We start from the raw sequence: 18,937 nt of genomic DNA, 5'->3' as shown, positions 1-18,937 counted from the left end.
GGCGAGCGAACCGTCAATGGGCTGTGGGACCTGATCGGCAAGCTCGTCGATATCTTCCAGCCTGCCGAATGTGCCAATTACTTCAAATCTTGCGGATATGAGCCGGAATGAATGGAAACCGCTCTAACGCGGCGATCCCGTGTTCCGGCCCTGTTTTTCGGGGCGATTGCGGCCATTTGCGAACGCAGAGCGTGAAAAGCCCACCCCGCTGCGGCTAACACCGCCTGCGGCGGCGCAAGCCTCGCTCCCCTCCCGCACGCGGGAGGGCTGAGGGTGGGCAGCGTGCTTCAGGTAGGCCGGAATTGCAGCGCGTCGCCATTCATGCAGTAGCGCAGGCCGGTCGGCGGCGGTCCATCCTCGAACACGTGGCCGAGATGCCCGCCACAGCGCAGGCAGTGCACTTCCGTCCGCACCGTGCCGAACGACCGGTCGACCGAGGTTCCGACGGCGCGCGGCAGGGGGCGCCAGAAGCTGGGCCAGCCCGTGCCGCTATCGAACTTGGTGGTGGAAGCGAACAGCGGGTTGCCATCGGCCGCGCAGACGAACGTGCCGCGGCGGTGTTCCCCCAGCAGCGGCGAGGTAAACGGACGCTCCGTCCCTTCCTGCCGCAGGATGTAGAACTGTGCGGGCGTCAGCAGCCGGCGCCATTCGGCTTCGGTATGCTGGACCGGGAAGGTGCCCTTGGATCGCGCCGGGGCGGCGCTGCAGGCCGAGGTGACGGACATGGCCGCCGTCGCGCCCAGGAAGGTCAGGAACTGGCGGCGGGCGACTCGGGCAGGATCACGCGGCATGGTTGGGTTCCGCAGCTTTGGGAAAGCTCGTTCCGCCGGGGGCACCAGAGGGGGGGCAGGGTAGGCGCGCGCCCCGGCGGAACGCACGCCTTCTAACCCGCGCCAGATGAACCGCGCGTGAGCGCGATCACACTTTCACCAGCGTTCGACTTCCACTTCCATGCGGCGGAAGCCATGGACGAAGTTCGCGCGCACGCGTTCGACCGCGCCGGCAACATGAACGCGCAGGCGGCGCTTGTGCATTTCCTCCAGCAGGATGCGCAGTTGCAGTTCGGCCAGGCGCGCGCCCACGCAGCGGTGGATGCCATAGCCGAACGCCAGGTGGCGGCGGGCGTTCTCGCGCGTGACGATCAGCTTGTCCGGGTTCTCGAACACTGTCTCGTCGCGGTTGGCGGAGATGTACCACATCACCACCTTGTCACCCGCCTTCACCTCGTGCCCGAACAGTTCGGCATCGGCGGTGGCGGTGCGGCGCATGTGCGCCAGCGGAGTGACGAAGCGGATGCATTCCTGCACCGCGTTGGGGATGATCGACGGGTCCTTTTCCAGGATATCGCGCTGATCGGGGAACTGGTCGAGCGCGTGGACGATGCCCGACATGGTGTTGCGCGTGGTATCGTTGCCGCCCACGATCAGCAGCACCAGATTGCCCATGAACTCCTGCGGGCTCATGTGCTTCATCGCCTCGGAATGGATCATCATCGAGATCAGATCGGGCGTCGGCTCGGCGTTGACGCGCTCCATCCACAGGCGCTGGAAGTAGTGCGCCATCTCGCGCAGGATATCGAAGCGCATGTCTTCCATGCCCTTCGCCAGCGCGATTTCGAGATCGCCCGCCCAGTCCGACCAGAACGTCAGCAGGCGGCGGTCGTCCCACGGGAAGCCGAACAGGATCGCCAGCATCCCGGTGGTCAGCTCGATCGAGACCTTGTCCACCCAGTCGAATTTCTCGCCGATCGGCAGCGTATCGAGCACGCTGGCGGTGCGCTGGCGGATCTCCGTCTCCATCCGCACCATTTCGGCGGGCGTGAATGCGGGCGCGACCGTGCGGCGCTGCCCGGTGTGTTCGGGCCGGTCCATCGCGATGAACATCGGCATCTGCCGCTCGGCAAGCTTCGCCGGATCGATATCGGCCGGCGGATCGCCGATGGTGATGCCGCCGTGCTGCCACGACGAGGAGAACAGTTCCGGCAGCGATTCGACGTGGCTGATCGCCTTGTGCGACACCACGTTCCAGTAATCGCCATAGGGCGTGCCGGTTACCTTGTTGACCGGGGCCTTGGCGCGCATCTCCGCGAAGATCGGCTGCCAGCGGTCCTCGGTGTAGATGTCGGACCGGCTGACGTCCCAGGGATCGGTATGCACCGGCCGTTCCAGCGGGTGTTCACGCTGCCATGCGCGGTGCGCTTCTTCCACGGTGGGCGAACGGCGATAGGTGAACGGCGCTTCGGGCGCGAGCTGGGTAGCCATGGCAATCCTCCGTTGCGGTCCCTTCCGAACGGGACTCTGCGCAACGGTACTATCCCTGCAACCTACACTCGTGTCAATAAGCGTTCGTCACCGGTGCATCACGCTTCGTCGCAACCCGCGCGAACAGCCTGGAAAACAGCCTGCCGCCCTTGCGCGCGCCGCCCGATTTCATCACGTTGCGGCGGAACAGCCGTGCCCCCATGCGCACGATCGCCAGTACCCACGCGCCCTGCCACGCCAGCGCCACCAGATGCGGCCACAGCGCCGGCCCTTGCGCCGCCCGCGCCAGCATGGCGAAAGGCGAACTGAGCGGGAAGACCACCGCGCTCCATTCGATCGCGCTGCCGGGATGGGCCAGCGCATAGCTGGCGAAGAAGAACACCATCAGCTGCATCATCGTGACGGGCATCGACAGCGTCTGCACCTCGCGCACCGTGCTGGCCATGCCGCCGATGGTCAGAAACACCGATCCCAGCAGCAGATAGGCCATCGCGAAGTAGAGGAAGCCCAGCAGCAGGAACACCGCCCAGCCGACCGCCGGCGTCGCCAGCAGCGGCAGATGCCTTGCCCCGCTCAGCACCAGCACACCGCCGGCCATGCCCCACACCGCGATGCCGACAAGGCTGAACGCCAGCATCGCGAACAGCTTGCCCAGGAACAGCGAATCCATCGGGATGGCCGCCGCCAGCACCTCGATGATCTTGTTGCTCTTTTCTTCCACCAGGTTGGACAGGACCATGCCCGCCAGCAGCATCGTCAGCAGGAACAGCAGCGTCTGCCCGGCCTGCGCGGTCGCGACCTGGCCGTTGCGCGTCTGGTCGGCGCTGGTCGCCACGACTTCGGCCTGCACCGCCGGGAACGTGCCGGGATGCGTTTCGCGCGCGCGCGCCGCGAAGGTGGAGACAATGCCCTGCCACATGTCCACCCGCTCGGGCGTGCCGGTCAGCACCGGGTGTTCCAGCGTGCCGGTCACCACGGCCGCGAGCCGGTCCGGCCCCTGGCGCAGCGCGGCGCGGCCATCGAAGCGCTCGCCGGGCACAAGCCGCTTCAGCTCCACGAAATCGGGCACGCCGCCGGCCATGCGATCGGCCATCGCGTTGCGCGCGGCGATCAGCGCCTGCCCCTGCACGCCTTCCATCGCCACGCCGATTTCGGGACGATCGAGATCCTTCTGCACTTGCGCGCCGATGCTGCCGGCCATCACGCCGATCACGATCGGGAACAGCGGCCCCAGCAGGAACAGCAGGAACGTCTTGGAGAAGATCACCGCGGTGAAATCGCGACGGGCGACGACGAAGGCCGCGCGCACCTTTTCTGCCATCATCGGCGGCGTTCCTCTTCCTTGTCCTGTTCCAGCGCCCGCGCGGCGGCTTCGCCGGCAATGGCGACGAAGGCATCGTGCAGGCCGGCCCGCTCGATCGACAGGCTGAGAATGCCCGCATCGCCTTCGATCAACGCGCGCAGCAGCGGTTCGACCCCGCTGGCCGGCAGCGTGAAATACCAGAACGCGCCCTCGTGCCGCGCATCGGCCGGCAGCGCGGCGCGCCACGGCCCGTCCTGCGCGCGGGTTTCCAGCCGCACCTGCGGCGCCAGCCGGTCGCGCGCGACATCGACAGGGCCGGCGAACGGCACCTTGCCGCCGGCGATGATCGCCACCTGATCGCACAGGCGTTCGGCATGGGCGATGACGTGAGTGGAAAAGATCACCGTCTTGCCGCGTTCCGCCAGCCCGCGCATCATGCGTTCGAGCTTGCCCTGGTTGAGCGCGTCGAGGCCGGAGAACGGCTCGTCGAACACCACCAGATCGGGATCGTGGACCAGCGTGCCGAGCAGTTGCACCTGCTGCGCCATGCCCTTGGACAGCTGGCGGATTGTGCGATCGGCGGCATAGCCCAGGCCGTGCGCTTCCAGCAGTTCGCGCCCGCGCCGGCGCCCCTCCTTCAGCGGCACGCCGCGCAGCGAGGCCAGGAACGCGATCGCCTCGGTCGCCTTCATCGCGGGATAGAGGCCGCGCTCCTCGGGCAGATAGCCGATTCGCCGCGCGGCATCGGTGGGATGATCGCAGCCCAGCACGCGGCGATAGCCGGCGTCGGGATCGATGATGCCCAGCAGCATCCGCAGCGTGGTGGTCTTGCCCGCGCCGTTCGGCCCGAGAATGCCGTAGATCGCACCTTTCGGCACGGAAATGTCCACGCCGTCCACGGCGGTAAAGCCATCGAACCGCTTGACCAGTCCGCGCGCCTCGATCGCCAGTTCCACGCCCGAGGCGTCAACCTCATTGCCCGCCACGGGCCATTCGCCTAGCTCCATCCGCATGCGACGTGGCCTAGACGCTAAGCGATGAACGAGCGGGACAGCAAGCATGGTTAACACCGATGCAATCCTGCTGGTGCAACGGCTGCGCGCCGAAGCCGCCCGGATCGGCTTCGCGGCCACGGGCATCGCCCCGGCCACCGATGACCCCTTGCGCGCGCGCCGCCTGGAGCAATGGCTGGCCGATGGCTGCCACGGCACGATGGAGTGGATGGAAACCCGCCTCGATCACCGGCGCGGCCCTCAATCGCTGTGGCCGGCAGCGCGCAGCGTGATCGCGCTGGGGATGAGCTATGCCCCGGCGGCCGATCCGCTGGCGCTGGCGGACCACCCGGAGCGCGCGCGCATTTCGGTCTATGCGCAGGGTGGCGATTACCACGATACGGTGAAGAAGGCGCTGAAAGGACTGGCGCGCTGGCTGGTGGCCGAAGCCCCCGGCGCGGAAGTGAAAGTCTTCGTCGATACCGCGCCGGTGATGGAAAAGCCGCTGGGCGAGGCCGCCGGTATCGGCTGGCAGGGCAAGCACACCAACCTCGTCAGCCGCAGCCACGGCTCGTGGCTGTTCCTGGGCGCGATCTACACCACGCTGGACCTGCCGCCCGATGCGCCGCACGCCGACCGCTGCGGATCGTGCCGTGCCTGCCAGGACGCCTGCCCGACGCAGGCCTTCCCCGCGCCCTACCGGCTCGATGCGCGGCGCTGCGTGTCCTACCTGACGATCGAGCACAAGGGGCCGATCCCGCACGACCTGCGCGCAGGCATCGGCAACCGCATCTACGGCTGCGACGATTGCCTGGCCGCCTGCCCGTGGAACAGCTTCGCGCAGGCCGCCTCCGCCAACCGCGCGTTCCTGCCGCGCGCCGAACTGGCGGCGCCGCGCCTGGCCGATCTGCTGTCACTGGACGATGCGGGATTCCGCCGCCTGTTCGCGGGATCGCCGATCAAGCGGATCGGGCGCGACCGTTTCGTGCGCAACTGCCTGATCGCGGCGGGCAACAGCGGCGACGTGGCCCTGTTCGGCCCGGTGGCCGCGCTGGTCAACGATCCCGACCCGGTGGTGGCCGAGGCGGCGAGCTGGGCGCTCGACCGCCTCGTATCGGTTATGCCAGTTCCTTGAGCGGCGTGCCGGCGTCAGCCAGCCGGTCGGGCGCGATTTCGGCGCGGGCTTCCACCAGCTTGCGGCCCTGCACGTAGTCCTTGACCATGTTCACGCAATCGAGCGCGACGATGCGGCCCTGCTTGAGGTAGATCACCGAGAAGCTGCGCGTGGCAGGATCGCCGCGCAGCACGGTAGCATCGTGACCGGCGGAAAGGCCCACGGTCTGGAGCCGCAGGTCGTACTGATTCGACCAGAACCACGGCGTCGCCTTGTAAGGCTGCGGATCGCCAAGAATCGACTTCACCGCCGTCGTCGCCATGTCGTTGGCGTTCTGCACGGATTCGAGGCGGATCACCGCACCTTCGGCGAAACCGTTGGCGTGGGCCGCGCAATCGCCGATCGCATAGACATCGGGCAGCGAGGTGCGGCAGAATTCGTCGACGTCCACGCCGTTGCCGCCGGCCGCGCCCGCCGCCAGCAGCGGACCGACCGAGGGGATGATGCCGATGCCGACGATGACGAGGTCCGCCGGCAGCACGGTGCCATCGGCCAGCTTCACGCCGGTCACCTTGGTCCCGTCGCCTTCCAGGCAATCGACAGCCACGCCCGTGCGCAGATCCACGCCGTGCGCGCGGTGCTCGTTCTGGTAGAATTCCGAGAGCGCCTCGCCCGCCACGCGCGCCAGCACGCGCGGCAGCGCTTCCAGCAGCGTGACATGGCAATCGAGCTTGGTCAGCACCGCCGCCGCTTCCAGCCCGATATAGCCGCCGCCGATCACCACCGCGCGGCGCGCGCCGGCATCGAGTTCGCCCATCAGCCGGTCCACGTCCTCGCGCGTGCGGACCGCGTGGACGCCGGCCAGATCGGCACCGGAGCACGACAGGCGGCGGGGATCGCCGCCGGCGGCCCAGATCAGCGTGCCGTAGCCGACCGCGTCGCCAGAGGCGAGCTTCAGGACTTTCGCGGCGGGATCGACCGCCGTCACTTCGTGGCCCAGCATCAGCGTGACGGCCTTGTCGTCCCAGAACTGCGCCGGCCGGATATAGAGACGCTCGAAGGTCTTTTCGCGGGCAAGGTATTCCTTGGACAGCGGCGGACGCTCGTAGGGCGGCTCGGGCTCGCGCCCGATCATCAGGATCGTGCCTTCGAACCCGTTCTGGCGCAGCGCGATCGCGGCCTGCGCCCCGCCATGACCCGCACCAACAATGACGACGTCTGCCTGATCCATCCGAATCCTCCCGATTGCCCGGCGGGATTTGGGGAAAAGACCGGCCGCGTCAACCACTCCGGCGCAAACTTGGCCCCATTTGCGCAGTCTTCCGTCGCAGTGGTCCGCCGCCGTGGTCCTCCGAAGGCCTACCGCGCGAGCAGCCCCCGCGCCTGCCCCGCGATCTGCGCCAGCATGGCCGCGCCAACCAGCGGAGCGGCCTGTGCACGGGCGACGAGCGCACGGAAACTGGCAACCGGCGCGGCATTGCGCCCGGCCCATTCCGCAACGGCCGCCCCCGGACCGGCCGTGCCCGCGCGCGCCAGGAAATCGAGGCGCATCTGCTGGAAATCGCGGGCCAGTCCGGCGGCAAGCAGGCGCTCCCACGGATCGGAAGGGTTGAGACGGCTGGCCGCCTGCTGCGCCCAGTCCAGCCCCAGCCGCTCGCCCAGGTCGGTGAAGGCGCGGGTCAGCGCGGCCGCGTCGATCCCGCTGTCCGCCGCCAGTTCGGCAAGCCCGATCCCGCCGTCCATGTCGGTCAGATGGCGCACGCGCTCCGCCGCGTCGGCAGGCGCCCCCGCTTCGGCCAGTTCCACCGCGATGCGCTGCGATTGCGCGCGCGCCTCGGCGTGGAGCAGATCGGCAATATCGCGCGTCAGCGCTTCGACCCCGCCCGCCAGCCGCGCCACCAGCACGCCGGGCCGTTCCTCGCCCTTGCCCGCGCGCAGCAGGTCCGCGACATGGCCGCGTAGTGCCCGCGCCACGCGTTCGAACAGCATCAGGCGCACGTCCTCCGCCATCGGCGCGCTGTCCAGCAGCGCCCAGGTGGCAGGCAGGTCGAGCAGGCGTTCGGCGGCGGCGAAAGCCGCGGCCACCTGCGCCAGCGTGACGCCTTCCTCCTCGACCAGTTCGAACGGATTGACCGGACCCAGCCGGTTGACCAGCCGGTTGGCCAGCTTGGTGGCGATGATCTCGCGCCGCAGGCGGTGGCCGGTGATGTCCTCGCGGAAGCGCTCGCGCATCGGCGTGGGGAACGCGGCAAGAAGCTGGTCTTCCAGCGCCGGATCATCCACCACCGTGCTGTCCTCCAGCGCGCGCTGCAGCACCAGCTTGGTGCTGGACAGCAGCACGGCGAGCTCGGGCCGGGTCAGCCCCTGCCCGCTGGTGGCGCGCCGCGCGAAGTCCTCGGCACTGGCCAGCCCTTCGGTCTTGCGATCCAGGTCGCCGGCTTCCTCCAGCACGTCCATCAGCCGCGCGAACGAAGGCACGGCCGACGCGCCTGCGCGCTGCGCGATCGACAGTGCCAGCGCCTGCAGGCGGTTGTCCTCCAGCACCAGATGCGCGACCTCGTCGGTCATCGAGGAGAGCAACGCAACGCGTTCCTCCTCGGTCAGTCGCGCGGCGCGCTTGGCCGAAGCCAGCGCGATCTTGATGTTGACCTCGTTGTCCGAACAATCGACGCCGGCCGAATTGTCGATGAAGTCGGTATTGATGCGGCCACCCTGAAGCGCGAACTCGATGCGCCCGGCCTGCGTGGTGCCCAGGTTGGCGCCTTCGCCCACCACCTTCACGCGCAAGTCCGCGCCGTTCACGCGCAACGCATCGTTGGCGTGATCGCCCACATCGGCGTTGTTCTCGGTCGCGGCCTTCACATAAGTGCCGATGCCGCCGAACCACAGCAGATCGGCCGGCGCCTTGAGGATCGCGGCGATCAGCGCCTCGGGATCGAGTTCCTCGGCCTCCACGCCCAGCACCGCGCGCACCTGGGGCGAAAGCGGGATCGCCTTCATCGTGCGCGGGAACACGCCCCCGCCTTCGGAGATCAACGCGGAGTCATAGTCCGCCCAGCTCGACCGGGGCAGCGCGAACAGGCGCGATCGCTCGGCCCAGCTTGCCGCCGCATCGGGATCGGGATCGAGGAACACGTGGCGATGGTCGAACGCCGCCACCAGCTTGAGCGCCTTCGACAGCAGCATGCCGTTGCCGAACACGTCGCCCGACATGTCGCCGCAACCCACCACGCGGACCGGATCGGTCTGCACGTCCACGCCCATTTCCAGGAAATGGCGCTGCACCGAAAGCCACGCGCCGCGCGCGGTGATGCCCATCGCCTTGTGGTCATAACCCTTGGACCCACCGCTGGCGAAAGCGTCGTCGAGCCAGAAGTCCCTGGATTCGGCGATGGCGTTGGCGACGTCGGAGAACGTGGCCGTGCCCTTGTCCGCGGCGACCACGAAATAGGGGTCTTCGCCGTCGAGGATCACCACGCCCTTGGGATGGACCACCTTGCCGCCGACGATGTTGTCGGTGAGCGAAAGCAGGGTGCGGATGAACACCTGGTAGCTGGCCTTGCCTTCGGCCAGCCAGCCATCGCGATCGCGCGCGGGATCGGGCAACTGCTTGGGATAGAAGCCGCCCTTGGCCCCGGTCGGCACGATCACCGCGTTCTTCACGCGCTGCGCCTTCATCAGTCCCAGGATTTCGGTGCGGAAATCGTCGCGCCGGTCGGACCAGCGCAGGCCGCCGCGCGCCACCGGCCCGGCTCGCAAGTGGATGCCTTCCACGCGCGGGCTGTACACGAAGATTTCGCGCCATGGCACTGGCCTGGGCAGGCCCGGCACCAGCGCCGAATCGAGCTTGAACGCCAGCGCCTCGGCCGCGGCCGGGGCGAAGGCATTGGTCCGCAGCATGGCATCGACCAGCGCGCGGAACTGGCGCAGCAGGCGATCGTCGTTGATCGCGGCCACGCCGGCAAGGCCGGTGCGGATGCGCTCGGCCGCCGCGTCCGCCGCCGCCGCGCGATCACCGGCAAAGGCGGGATCGTGCCGCGCGACGAACGCCGCGATCAGCCCGTGCGTCACGTCGGGCGCGTTCTTCAGCGCATCGACCACGGTGGCAATGCCGAAGGACATGCCGCCCTGCCGCAGATAGCGGAACCAGGCGCGCAGCCAGTTCGCCTCGCGCGCGGACAGCCCGGTGGCGACGATCAGCCGGTTGAACGCATCGTCCTCGGCCGCGCCGTTCAGCACGCCGGCCAGCGACGTCTCGATGGCCTCGGCCCGCTCCAGCAACGCCTCGGGCGTCACGTCCGCCGGGTGCGCGACCAGGAAATCGTGGATGCAGCCCAGCCGGCCCTTGTCGAGCGGCGTCGGCACTTCCTCCAGCACGCGGAAGCCGAAGTTCTCCAGCACCGGCACCGCATCCGACAGGATGATCGCGCCCTCGCGCTGGTAGAGCTTGAGCCGCACCCCGCTTTCGCCCGGCTGGCGATAGAGGCGCGCGGCGCGGCGCGGCGCGTTCTCGCCGCCCAGCGTGCGCAGCACGCGGATGTCGCGCGCCGCCTCGCCCGCGCCATAAGCGCCGCGATAGCCGACGGGAAAGGCATCGGCGAACCGGGCGGCGATGGCCGCGGCGCGCGATGGCTCCTCGCCCTTGGCCAGCTCGGCCTCGACCGCGCCTTCCCACCCGCGCACCAGCGCCTGCACCGCGGCATCGAGCGCGGCCTCGTCGGGATCGGCATCGCCATCGCGGATGTCGAGCACGAAGCGGATCAGGGCGAGCGTGCTGCCTTCGACCTGCAGGCTCCAGTCCAGCACTTGCGCGCCGGCGGCCGCTTCCAGCAGATCCTGCACCTGCATCCGCATCGCGGTCGACTGCGCATCGCGCGGCAGCCACACGAAGGCATAGAGGTGGCGGGCCAGCGGCGCGCGAACCAGCGCCAGGCGCGGACGCGGCCGATCGACCAGGCTCATCATCGCGGTGGCGATGCGCTCGATATCGGTATCGGAAAAGCTGATAAGCAGGTCGTGCGGCAGCGCCGTCAGCGCGTGGACCAGCGATTTGCCGGCATGGCCGGTGGGATCGAATCCGAACTTCTCGGTCAGCGCGGCCAGCTGGCTGCGCATCCGGGGCACGCGATCGGGCGGCGTCGCCAGCGCGGCGCTGGTCCAGACGCCGGCGTGGATCGAGAGCGCGACGACCTTGCCGTCCTCGACCTCCGGCACGATGAACAAGTCCAGCGGCACGCGGCGGTGGACGTTGGCGATGCGGTTGGCCTTGACCACCAGCGGCGCGCGCACCGCGTCCTCGTCCTTGCGGCCCGCGCGATCGAACCACGCGAAGGCGCGGTCATAGGAGGAATCGGCGAGCAGCTTGGCGGCGCTGGCGCGGCAGATGCCGAGCGGCGCGGTCTGCGTGCCATCGCGATGGCGCACGACATGGCCCAGCTGGGTGAGCATCCCGTCCGCCAGCCAGCGCAGTAGCGCCGCGCCTTCCTGATCGGGCAGCCCGCGCGCATCGCGCTGCATCGCCGCCTGCATCAGCGGCCAGTCGGCCACGGCGGCGTGGACATCGGCCAGCGTCGCCTTCAGCGCTTCCGCCAGTTCGCGGCGCTGGCGCGCGTCGGCGCGTTCGGTTTCGAGGTAGATCACCGATTCGCGCCGTTCGCCCACGGCCTCGCCTTCGGGCAGCGCCAGCAGCGTTCCCTCGGGATCGCGGCGCACCGCAACCACAGGATGGACCAGCCGGTCGATCGTCAGCCCTTGCGCGGTGATCGTCGCGCTGATCGAATCGACCAGGAACGGCATGTCGTCGTTGATCACGGCAATGCGCAGATGCCGTTCGCCCGACGTGCCACCCACGCTCTCGATCGTCACCGCCGGTTCGGCGCCGGGGCGCCGGCTGGCCGTGGCCAGCGTGAAGCGGACGGCTTCCGCCAGCCGCGCACCATCGAAATCGCCGATCTCGCCCGGCAGCAACGAGGCCATGAAACGGGCGGCCAGCGCGCTTTCGAGCGGGCCGCCGGTAGCAGCGGAAGAAGAGGAAACGTCAGGTGCGGACTTGGTGGCCATTGCTGTCATCCCGCGAGTGGCGGCGTAAAATAATTATGCCGCATTATAATTTTATATCCGCTTCTTGAACGAATAATACCAATGCTACTCCGGCCGACGCCGCAGGGCAAGCCGATGGTTTCGATTGATACCGGTCAGGCCGGTTCTGCCAAACTTTCGGCCGCCTGCATGGTCAGTTCGAGCGAGCGGCGGCGCAAGGCCGGATCGAAGGTGGAGCCGGACACGATCAGTTCGTCCGCCCGCGTCCGCTGCTGGAACGCGGCCAGCCGCTCGCGCACGGTGGCGACGCTGCCGATCGCGCTGACCTGCCGCATGTGCTCCAGCATGGCGAGCGCGGGGGCGGGCAGCGTGTCGCGGTAGCCGGGCACGGGCGGCGGCAGCTTGCCCGGATTGCCGCTGCGCAGCCGCACGAACGACTGGTCCATGGAGGATGCCAGCAGCGCGGCCTCCTCGTCGGTATCGGCGGCGATCGCGTTGATCGCGGCCATGACATACGGCTTGGCAAGTGCATCCGAAGGCTGGAAACGATCGCGATAGAGCGACAAGGCCGCGTCGAGATGATCGGGCGCGAAGTGTGAGGCGAAGGCATAGGGCAGCCCCAGCGCGGCCGCCAGTTGCGCGCCGAACAGGCTGGAGCCCAGGATCCACAATTGCGGCTTCGCCCCCGCGCCGGGCGTCGCCTGCAACGGCACCTGGCGGTCGCCGGCGAACTGGGCCTGCAATTCCACGACGTCCTGCGGGAAGTCCTCCGCCGCGCGGTTCACTTCCTTGCGCAAGGCGCGCACGATGCGCTGGTCCGCCCCCGGCGCGCGCCCCAGGCCCAGGTCGATCCGCCTCGGATAGAGCGCATCCAGCGTGCCGAACTGTTCGGCGATCACCAGCGGGTTGTGGTTGGGCAGCATGATCCCGCCCGCGCCCAGCCGGATCGTGGAGGTATGGTGGCCCACATGGGCAAGCGTGACCGCCACGGCCGCGCCGGCGATCCCTTCCATGCCGTGGTGTTCGGCCACCCAGTAGCGCTGATAGCCGCAGCGCTCGGCCACTTGCGCGAGCAGGGCCGCCTCGGCGAGCGCCTGGCCTACCGTTCCGCCCTCGACCACGGGCACGAGATCGAGGACGGACAGTTTCATGACGGTTTCTTCTCCGGCTGCGTCGCCCCGGACGCAGGGCTGGCGGAAGGGGTGGCCCCTGATGTGGGCGCTGGTCCCAGTTGTTCAAGATAGCCTTTGGCCGTCTTCGCCTCGTCGCTGTCGGGCGCGGTGCGCACCACCGATTCCCAGCTCTTGCGCGCGGCCTCGTCGCGGCCGTCGAGAACCGCGATCACGCCCGCCTCCAGGCCGATGGCCGGGTCGGTCGCGTCGAGGTGCGCGGCCACTTCGATATCGCGTTGCGCGCGCGGCATGTCCTTGTTGCGGCGGGCGAGCGTGGCGGACAGCAGCCAGCCTTCGGCCAGATCGGGGGCCAGCCGGTGCGCCTCGTCCAGCGCGGTCGCCGCTTCGGCGGGGCGATCGAGCGCCACCAGCGCCCGCGCGCGGTCGGTCTGGATATCGCCTAGCGCAGCGTTGTCGGCATAGCCGCGCACCGCCACCGCCTTGTCCAGCCAGACCAGCGCGCGATCGGGATGGCCGCCCGCCAGCGCGGCATTGCCCGCCATCGCCATCAGCGGCACCGCGGCCACTTCCTGCAGCATGGGCACGCCGGCGATGGCATCGGCGAAGGCCTGCTCGGCGGGATCGAACTGCCCCTGCTGGGTCAGGATGATGCCCAGGCACTGGTTGGCGCGCACGCGCTGTTCCGGGTTCTGCCCTTCCGCCAGCCAGCCGCGCGCTTCGGCCAGCCCCATCGCCGGATCGTGCAGCGCCTTGGCGAGGCAGACCGACAGCCGGTCCGGCGCGCGCGGTTGCGGTGGGCTGGCGGGCGCGGGCGAAGGCGCGGAATCGGCGGGGCGATGACGGCGGGGAATCGGCAAGGCGGCGCCTTCCTGGGGCGAGGGGTTGGGGCCGATCTGCATCAGCGCGGTGACTGGCATATGAAACCCGGCAGAAGCGGGAACAAACTGCGAGGTGAACATCAGGATCGGCAGGACCAGCATCACGCTTCCTTCAGGGGGCTTCCGCCACGCCCGCCCCCAGTGCCGACAGCGTATCCAGCAGGATCGCGATGTCGGCGGGGCGCGACAGGCGGTGGTCGCCGTCCTTGATCAGATGCACCTGCACGTCGGCTGAACGCAAGGCTGCCGCCAGCTTCAGCGAAAGTTCCCACGGCACGTCGGGATCGCGCTGGCCGTGCAGCAGCCGCACCGCGCCGTCGAAGGCGATGGTGCCTTCCAGCAGCCGCCGCGCCTGCCCGTCGGCCCAGAACGCCGGATGGGTCGGCGTGGGGTCGGGGCCATAGGGATTGTCCTCGAACACCGGGCGCCCCGCCGCCAGTTCCGCCTTCTGCGCGGCATCGTATCCCCAGTCGGTGAAGTCCGGCGCGGCGGCAATGCCGACCAGCGCCTCGACCGTGCCGGGCAGCGCCTGGGCCACCAGCAGCATCAGCCAGCCGCCCATGCTGGACCCGATCACCACGGCACGGCCGATCGCGTGCGCGCGGACCAGCGCGACCACCTCGTCCCGCCAGCGCGACAGCGTGCCGTCGGCGAAATCGCCCTCGCTTTCACCACAGCCCGAATAGTCGAGCAGCAGGCAGGCCCGCCCCGCCCCGCGCGCCCAGGCCAGCACCGCCTGCGCCTTGCCGCCGGCCATGTCCGACATATAGCCCGGCAGGAACACCAGCGCCGGCTCGGCACCGGGCAGGAAACGACAGGCGATGCGGCGGCCTTCCGGGCCGTCTATCCTTGTGAGCGGAGCGATATCCTCGATCATCGCCGGCAGGGTTAGCCGGAAAGGCCACACAACGCCATCTTAACCCGGCCCTGCTAGCGCGGGATCATGACCGAATCCCGGACCATCGCGCTGCGGCGCTTCGCGGAAAGCCGCGCGGCGCTGGTGCTGCTCCTCGCGCTGTTCCTGCTGCCGCGCGCGCTGCTGATCCTGCTGGAGGTGGAGCCGACATCGGACGCGGCCTGGTACTATTCGCGGGCCGACATGCTGGCCCACGGGCTTGGCTACCTCGGCGATCATGGCGAACCGACCGCCTACTGGCCGGTGGGCTGGCCGCTGACGCTGGCACTGGCGTTCCGCGCGTTCGGCACCTCGATCTGGACGGTCGGCCTGTTCAACCTCGCCTGCGCCGGGGTTACCGCGTGGCTCACGCTCGACCTTGGCCGTCGCCTTTCGGGTTCCGAATTGGCGGGCCGCACCGCGCTGCTGCTGCTGGCGCTCTATCCCAACAGCGCGTTCTACGTGCCGCTGGCGCTGACCGAGGTGTTCTACACCATGCTGCTGCTCGCGGGTTGCCGCCTGCTGATCGCGCGCATGCCGCTGGCGCTGATCGCGGCAGGGCTGGTGTTCGGCGTGGCGACGCTGGTCAAGGCGCAGACCTTGGTCGTCGTGCCGCTGGTCTTCGCCATCGCGCTGGGACGCGCGCCGGGCTTCTGGAAGCGCCTGCCCGCCGCCGTGGCGCAGGCCGCGCTGGTAATCGCGCTGGCCGCCGCCGTGGTCGCGCCGTGGACGGTGCGCAACCACCGCGTGCTGGGCGAATGGGTGGCGATCTCCACCAACGGCGGCATCACCCTGCTGACCGGCAACAACGATACCGCGCGCGGCGGGTTCACGCCCGAAGACCCTGTGGTCAAGGCGCTCGACGCGCGCACCGACCTCACCGAAACCGCCTATGATGCCGAAGCGAAGCGGCTGGGCGTGGCATGGATCAAGGCCCATCCCGCCGCCTTTGTCACGCTGATGCCCCGCAAGCTGGTAAAGCTGTGGGGGCCGGACGGCGAAGGGCTGTGGGCCTACGAGACCGGATCGAAAGCCTGGGCGCGCGCGCCGCTGGCCTTCCTCGCGCTCAGGGCCATCAACCAGCTGTGGTATTTCGCCCTGCTCGGCCTGTTCGCCGCCGCGGCCGTGATCGAGCTGCGCCGGCGCGCGCGCGCCGGGCTACGCCCGATCGACTGGTGGGTGCTGCCCTATGGCATCGCGCTCTATCCCAGCGCGATCGCGATGGTGTTCTCCGGCCAGTCGCGCTTCCACTATCCGGTGATGCCGTTCGTCTGCGTCACCGCCGGGTGGTTGCTGGCCCGCTGGCTGACGGGCTGGCTTGAGCGCCGCGCCAACGCGCCCGCCGTCAATTCCGCGCATGACTTTGCGCCCGTGGCCCGCTAAGAAGCGGCGCATGACGACGCTTCGCGCCATCACCACGACTACCACCACCCCGGGCAACCGGGGGCGGTTTCGCCTGCGCGCCTGACGCCGCAGCGATGCCGCCGCCCGGTTCGGGCGGATGGCGTCTCCTCCCCGACCGGCCTAAAGTTCCTGACGCCGCCCCTTCCGGCGCGCGCGGCCTTGTGCCAAAGCGCCAGACGCTGACAGCCAGAGAGTGCCCATGTCCGAGCTTCTGAAGATCACCCTGCCCGACGGTTCCGTGCGCGAAGTGGCGCCGGGCACCACCCCGGCGGACATCGCCGCCGCGATCGGGCCGGGCCTTGCCAAGGCGGCCCTCGCCGCGCGCGTCGATGGCGAGTTGCGCGACATCACGCGCCCGCTCGAAGCCGACGCGCAGCTCGCGCTCGTTACCGCGAGGGACGAGGTGGACGCGCTCGAACTCGTCCGGCACGATTACGCGCACCTGCTGGCGGAAGCGGTGCAGGCGCTGTTTCCGGGCACGCAGATCACCTTCGGCCCGGCGACCGACGACGGGTTCTACTACGACTTCGCGCCAAAAGACCGGCCCTTCACCGACGAGGACCTGCCCGCGATCGAGGCGAAGATGCGCGCGCTCATCGCCGCCGACAAGCCGCTGCGCCGCGAGGTGTGGAACCGCGAACAGCTGATCAGCCGGTGGAAGCAGCAGGGCGAGACGTTCAAGGCCGAATGGGCCGCCGAACTGCCCGGCGACGAGCCGCTGACGGTCTACTGGTCGGGCGACGACTGGCTCGACATGTGCCGCGGCCCGCACCTCGCCTCCACCGGCAAGCTCGATCCCCAGGCGTTCAAGCTGACGCGCGTGTCCGGCGCCTACTGGCGCGGCGACCAGAAAAACGCGATGCTGAGCCGCATCTACGGCACTGGCTGGCTGAACAAGAAGCAGCTCGATGCCCACCTGCTCCGGCTGGAGGAAGCGGCCAAGCGCGATCACCGCAAACTGGGCGGAGAAATGGACCTGTTCCATCTCCAGCAGGAAGCGCACGGCAGCGTGTTCTGGCATCCCAAGGGCTTCCGCGTGTGGCGCGAGCTCGAGGCCTACATGCGCCGCGCGATCGACGCTGCCGGCTATCGCGAGGTCAAGACCCCGCAGGTGATGGACGCGCGCCAGTGGGAGCAGTCCGGCCACTGGGGCAAGTATCGCGAAAACATGTTCGTGATCCCCGACGAGGTGCCCAACACCGAGGACGATGGCCCGGTGATCTCGGGCGAGGCCGACTGGATGGCGCTCAAGCCGATGAACTGCCCGGCGCACGTGCTGATCTTCCGCCAGGGCATCAAGTCCTATCGCGATCTCCCCTTGCGGCTCTACGAGAACGGCTGCTGCCACCGCAACGAGCCGCACGGCGCGCTGCACGGGCTGATGCGCGTGCGCCAGTTCACGCAGGACGATGCCCACATCTTCTGCCGCGAAGACCAGATCGTCGACGAAGTCCGTGCGTTCTGCGCGCTGGCCGACCGCATCTACAAGGACTTCGGCTTCACCTATGCGATCAAGCTGGCGCTGCGCCCGGAAAAGCGCTTCGGCACCGAGGCAATGTGGGACCAGGCCGAAAGCGAGCTGCGCGACGCGGTGGTGCGCGCGGGCCTCGCCACCGCGGAATACGGCTGGGAGGAATTGCCCGGCGAAGGCGCGTTCTATGCGCCCAAGCTGGAATGGCACCTGACCGACGCGATCGGCCGCACCTGGCAGGTCGGCACGATCCAGTCGGACCGCGTGCTGCCCGAACGGCTGGACGCGAGCTACATCGCCGAGGATGGCGAGAAGCACCGCCCGGTCATGCTGCACCGCGCGATCTTCGGGTCCTACGAACGCTTCATCGGCATCCTGATCGAACACTTCGCCGGCCGGCTGCCGGCGTGGCTCGCCCCGGTGCAGGCGGTGGTCGCCACGATCGTGTCGGAAGCCGACGACTATGCCCGCGATGCGCTGGCCCAGTTACAGGCCGCCGGCATTCGCGCCGAAACCGACCTGCGCAATGAGAAGATCAACTACAAGGTGCGCGAACACTCGCTGCAGAAGGTCCCGTACCTGCTCGTCGTGGGCAAGCGCGAAGCCGAGGAAGGCACCGTCGCCATCCGCACGCTGGGCGAACAGCAGCAGAAGGTGATGCCGCTGGCCGAGGCGATCGCGCTGCTGAAGGGCGAGGCAACGCCGCCCGATTTGCGGTAGGAATAAGGATGACCCCGGGGGCCATCGGCCCCCGGAACCTCCTTTATTCTTGGCGAACAAGATATTCGTGAGCGCCGGCGCAAATGCTATGCTTGCGCGATGCGGTGGATCATTGTCTGCGTTGGGTTCCTGACGGCTTGCACGGCAACGCCTGAGACCGGTGATGGACTCGTGGACGCCGTGGTCGCGCGTGAGCTAGGCTTGGCGACGAGCGCCTGCGTAGCCGTTGGAGGCCCAACGTCTATCGTCAAGCTGGGAGCAGAAGACGGCCCGCCGGCCATGCTTACCGCGCAAGCCGTGAAAAACGCACAGGCACGTCGTGCAGCCCAGGCCATCGCCAAGAGCTGGCACGACGTGCAGGCTGAAAAGCCTCAAATCTATGGCGATGCGCGCAGTGGAAATTGCGCGATGCATGTAAATGGACCAGCCTATTCGGAAGATTTTGCGTTCGTGTCCTACGCTTCGCCAAGCGGCGAAATGGGCGCTTATATTTTCCGCAAAACCGATAGCCGCTGGCAAATCATCGAGCGAGTCAAACTGGGGTATTGGTGAAACCAGACAAGGACGGGGAGCGCGAGGGGTATGCCCCTCGCGTTATTTCACCGGTTTCCTCAGGCTCTCGCCTCGAGCGTATCGTGCTCGACGCCTGTGGAGTTGTGCCGGAGGGCGCTGAGGACGGTATCGACGATCTGGGGGGCGTTGAGGCCGGCTTCGTCGTACTGCTTGT

The 18,937-nt window shown here is 68.8% G+C and carries 13 protein-coding genes and 1 pseudogene; 5 read left to right on the top strand and 9 right to left on the bottom strand.

The genetic code is table 11. From position 1 onward, the window contains the following. Positions 1-111: pseudogene (locus EH199_RS21970) on the top strand (IS630 family transposase); the annotation flags it as partial. Between the two features lie 176 nt (positions 112-287). Here EH199_RS21970 and msrB read toward each other — a convergent pair. The 4 genes from msrB to EH199_RS21950 all read right to left on the bottom strand — a co-directional run bounded on the left by msrB (position 288) and on the right by EH199_RS21950 (position 4,577). Next, positions 288-791 (bottom strand): peptide-methionine (R)-S-oxide reductase MsrB, encoded by a 504-nt coding sequence (gene msrB, locus EH199_RS21965; RefSeq protein ID WP_124811229.1) that lies wholly within the window; start codon positions 789-791, stop codon positions 288-290. Between the two features lie 135 nt (positions 792-926). Continuing rightward, positions 927-2,261, bottom strand: a complete 1,335-nt coding sequence (locus tag EH199_RS21960; RefSeq protein WP_124811228.1) for a cytochrome P450 — start codon at positions 2,259-2,261, stop codon at positions 927-929. A gap of 73 nt (positions 2,262-2,334) precedes the next feature. Beyond that, positions 2,335-3,585, bottom strand: a complete 1,251-nt coding sequence (locus EH199_RS21955; RefSeq protein WP_124811227.1) for an ABC transporter permease — start codon at positions 3,583-3,585, stop codon at positions 2,335-2,337. After that, positions 3,582-4,577: an ABC transporter ATP-binding protein gene (locus tag EH199_RS21950; RefSeq protein WP_370449719.1), complete on the bottom strand. Its 996-nt coding sequence runs from the start codon at positions 4,575-4,577 to the stop codon at positions 3,582-3,584. Before EH199_RS21950 ends, EH199_RS21955 begins: the two co-directional genes overlap by 4 nt. A 46-nt stretch (positions 4,578-4,623) precedes the next feature. Between EH199_RS21950 and queG the strand changes: the two genes are divergently transcribed. Continuing rightward, positions 4,624-5,691 (top strand): tRNA epoxyqueuosine(34) reductase QueG, encoded by a 1,068-nt coding sequence (queG, locus tag EH199_RS21945; protein WP_124811226.1) that lies wholly within the window; start codon positions 4,624-4,626, stop codon positions 5,689-5,691. Here the strand turns inward: queG and EH199_RS21940 are convergent. The 5 genes from EH199_RS21940 to EH199_RS21920 form a co-directional block, all read right to left on the bottom strand. Continuing rightward, positions 5,675-6,901 (bottom strand): NAD(P)/FAD-dependent oxidoreductase, encoded by a 1,227-nt coding sequence (locus EH199_RS21940; RefSeq protein ID WP_124811225.1) that lies wholly within the window; start codon positions 6,899-6,901, stop codon positions 5,675-5,677. The two genes, queG and EH199_RS21940, sit on opposite strands and share 17 nt — an antisense overlap. Before the next feature lie 128 nt (positions 6,902-7,029). Further along, the gene (locus tag EH199_RS21935) at positions 7,030-11,739 is read right to left on the bottom strand and encodes an NAD-glutamate dehydrogenase domain-containing protein (protein ID WP_124811224.1); all 4,710 of its coding nucleotides are present in this window, start codon (positions 11,737-11,739) and stop codon (positions 7,030-7,032) included. A 125-nt stretch (positions 11,740-11,864) separates the two neighbouring features. After that, on the bottom strand, positions 11,865-12,860 hold the full coding sequence (locus EH199_RS21930) for an LLM class flavin-dependent oxidoreductase (protein WP_124811223.1): 996 nt from the start codon (positions 12,858-12,860) through the stop codon (positions 11,865-11,867). Then, complete coding sequence (locus EH199_RS21925) at positions 12,857-13,822, bottom strand: hypothetical protein (protein WP_124811222.1); 966 nt, start codon at positions 13,820-13,822, stop codon at positions 12,857-12,859. The genes EH199_RS21930 and EH199_RS21925 overlap by 4 nt, the downstream gene beginning before the upstream one ends. 10 nt (positions 13,823-13,832) lie before the next feature. After that, entirely contained in the window at positions 13,833-14,597 is a 765-nt protein-coding gene (locus EH199_RS21920) for a carboxylesterase (protein WP_124811230.1), read from the bottom strand. Positions 14,598-14,663: 66 nt separating this feature from the next. On the opposite strand from EH199_RS21920, the gene EH199_RS21915 reads away from it, so the two are divergent. From EH199_RS21915 to EH199_RS21905, 3 genes are all read left to right on the top strand, one after another. Next, complete coding sequence (locus EH199_RS21915; RefSeq protein WP_124811221.1) at positions 14,664-15,998, top strand: glycosyltransferase family 39 protein; 1,335 nt, start codon at positions 14,664-14,666, stop codon at positions 15,996-15,998. 220 nt (positions 15,999-16,218) lie between these two features. Further along, positions 16,219-18,210: a threonine--tRNA ligase gene (gene thrS, locus EH199_RS21910; RefSeq protein WP_124811220.1), complete on the top strand. Its 1,992-nt coding sequence runs from the start codon at positions 16,219-16,221 to the stop codon at positions 18,208-18,210. Positions 18,211-18,381: 171 nt separating this feature from the next. Further along, positions 18,382-18,762, top strand: a complete 381-nt coding sequence (locus EH199_RS21905) for a hypothetical protein (RefSeq protein ID WP_124811219.1) — start codon at positions 18,382-18,384, stop codon at positions 18,760-18,762. The last annotated feature ends 175 nt before the right edge of the window (positions 18,763-18,937 follow it).

The organism is Novosphingobium sp. LASN5T (assembly GCF_003856955.1).
GTDB lineage: Bacteria > Pseudomonadota > Alphaproteobacteria > Sphingomonadales > Sphingomonadaceae > Novosphingobium.
This window is presented reverse-complemented; position numbering and strand designations above follow the sequence as displayed.

Excerpts from the sequence above, each read along its gene's own strand:
- msrB (WP_124811229.1), bottom strand. The coding sequence starts at position 791 with ATGCCGCGTGATCCTGCCCGAGTCGCCCGCCGCCAGTTCCTGACCTTC.
- EH199_RS21960 (WP_124811228.1), bottom strand. The coding sequence starts at position 2,261 with ATGGCTACCCAGCTCGCGCCCGAAGCGCCGTTCACCTATCGCCGTTCG.
- EH199_RS21955 (WP_124811227.1), bottom strand. The coding sequence starts at position 3,585 with ATGATGGCAGAAAAGGTGCGCGCGGCCTTCGTCGTCGCCCGTCGCGAT.
- EH199_RS21950 (WP_370449719.1), bottom strand. The coding sequence starts at position 4,577 with ATGCGGATGGAGCTAGGCGAATGGCCCGTGGCGGGCAATGAGGTTGAC.
- queG (WP_124811226.1), top strand. The coding sequence starts at position 4,624 with ATGGTTAACACCGATGCAATCCTGCTGGTGCAACGGCTGCGCGCCGAA.
- EH199_RS21940 (WP_124811225.1), bottom strand. The coding sequence starts at position 6,901 with ATGGATCAGGCAGACGTCGTCATTGTTGGTGCGGGTCATGGCGGGGCG.
- EH199_RS21935 (WP_124811224.1), bottom strand. The coding sequence starts at position 11,739 with ATGACAGCAATGGCCACCAAGTCCGCACCTGACGTTTCCTCTTCTTCC.
- EH199_RS21930 (WP_124811223.1), bottom strand. The coding sequence starts at position 12,860 with ATGAAACTGTCCGTCCTCGATCTCGTGCCCGTGGTCGAGGGCGGAACG.
- EH199_RS21925 (WP_124811222.1), bottom strand. The coding sequence starts at position 13,822 with ATGCTGGTCCTGCCGATCCTGATGTTCACCTCGCAGTTTGTTCCCGCT.
- EH199_RS21920 (WP_124811230.1), bottom strand. The coding sequence starts at position 14,597 with ATGATCGAGGATATCGCTCCGCTCACAAGGATAGACGGCCCGGAAGGC.
- EH199_RS21915 (WP_124811221.1), top strand. The coding sequence starts at position 14,664 with ATGACCGAATCCCGGACCATCGCGCTGCGGCGCTTCGCGGAAAGCCGC.
- thrS (WP_124811220.1), top strand. The coding sequence starts at position 16,219 with ATGTCCGAGCTTCTGAAGATCACCCTGCCCGACGGTTCCGTGCGCGAA.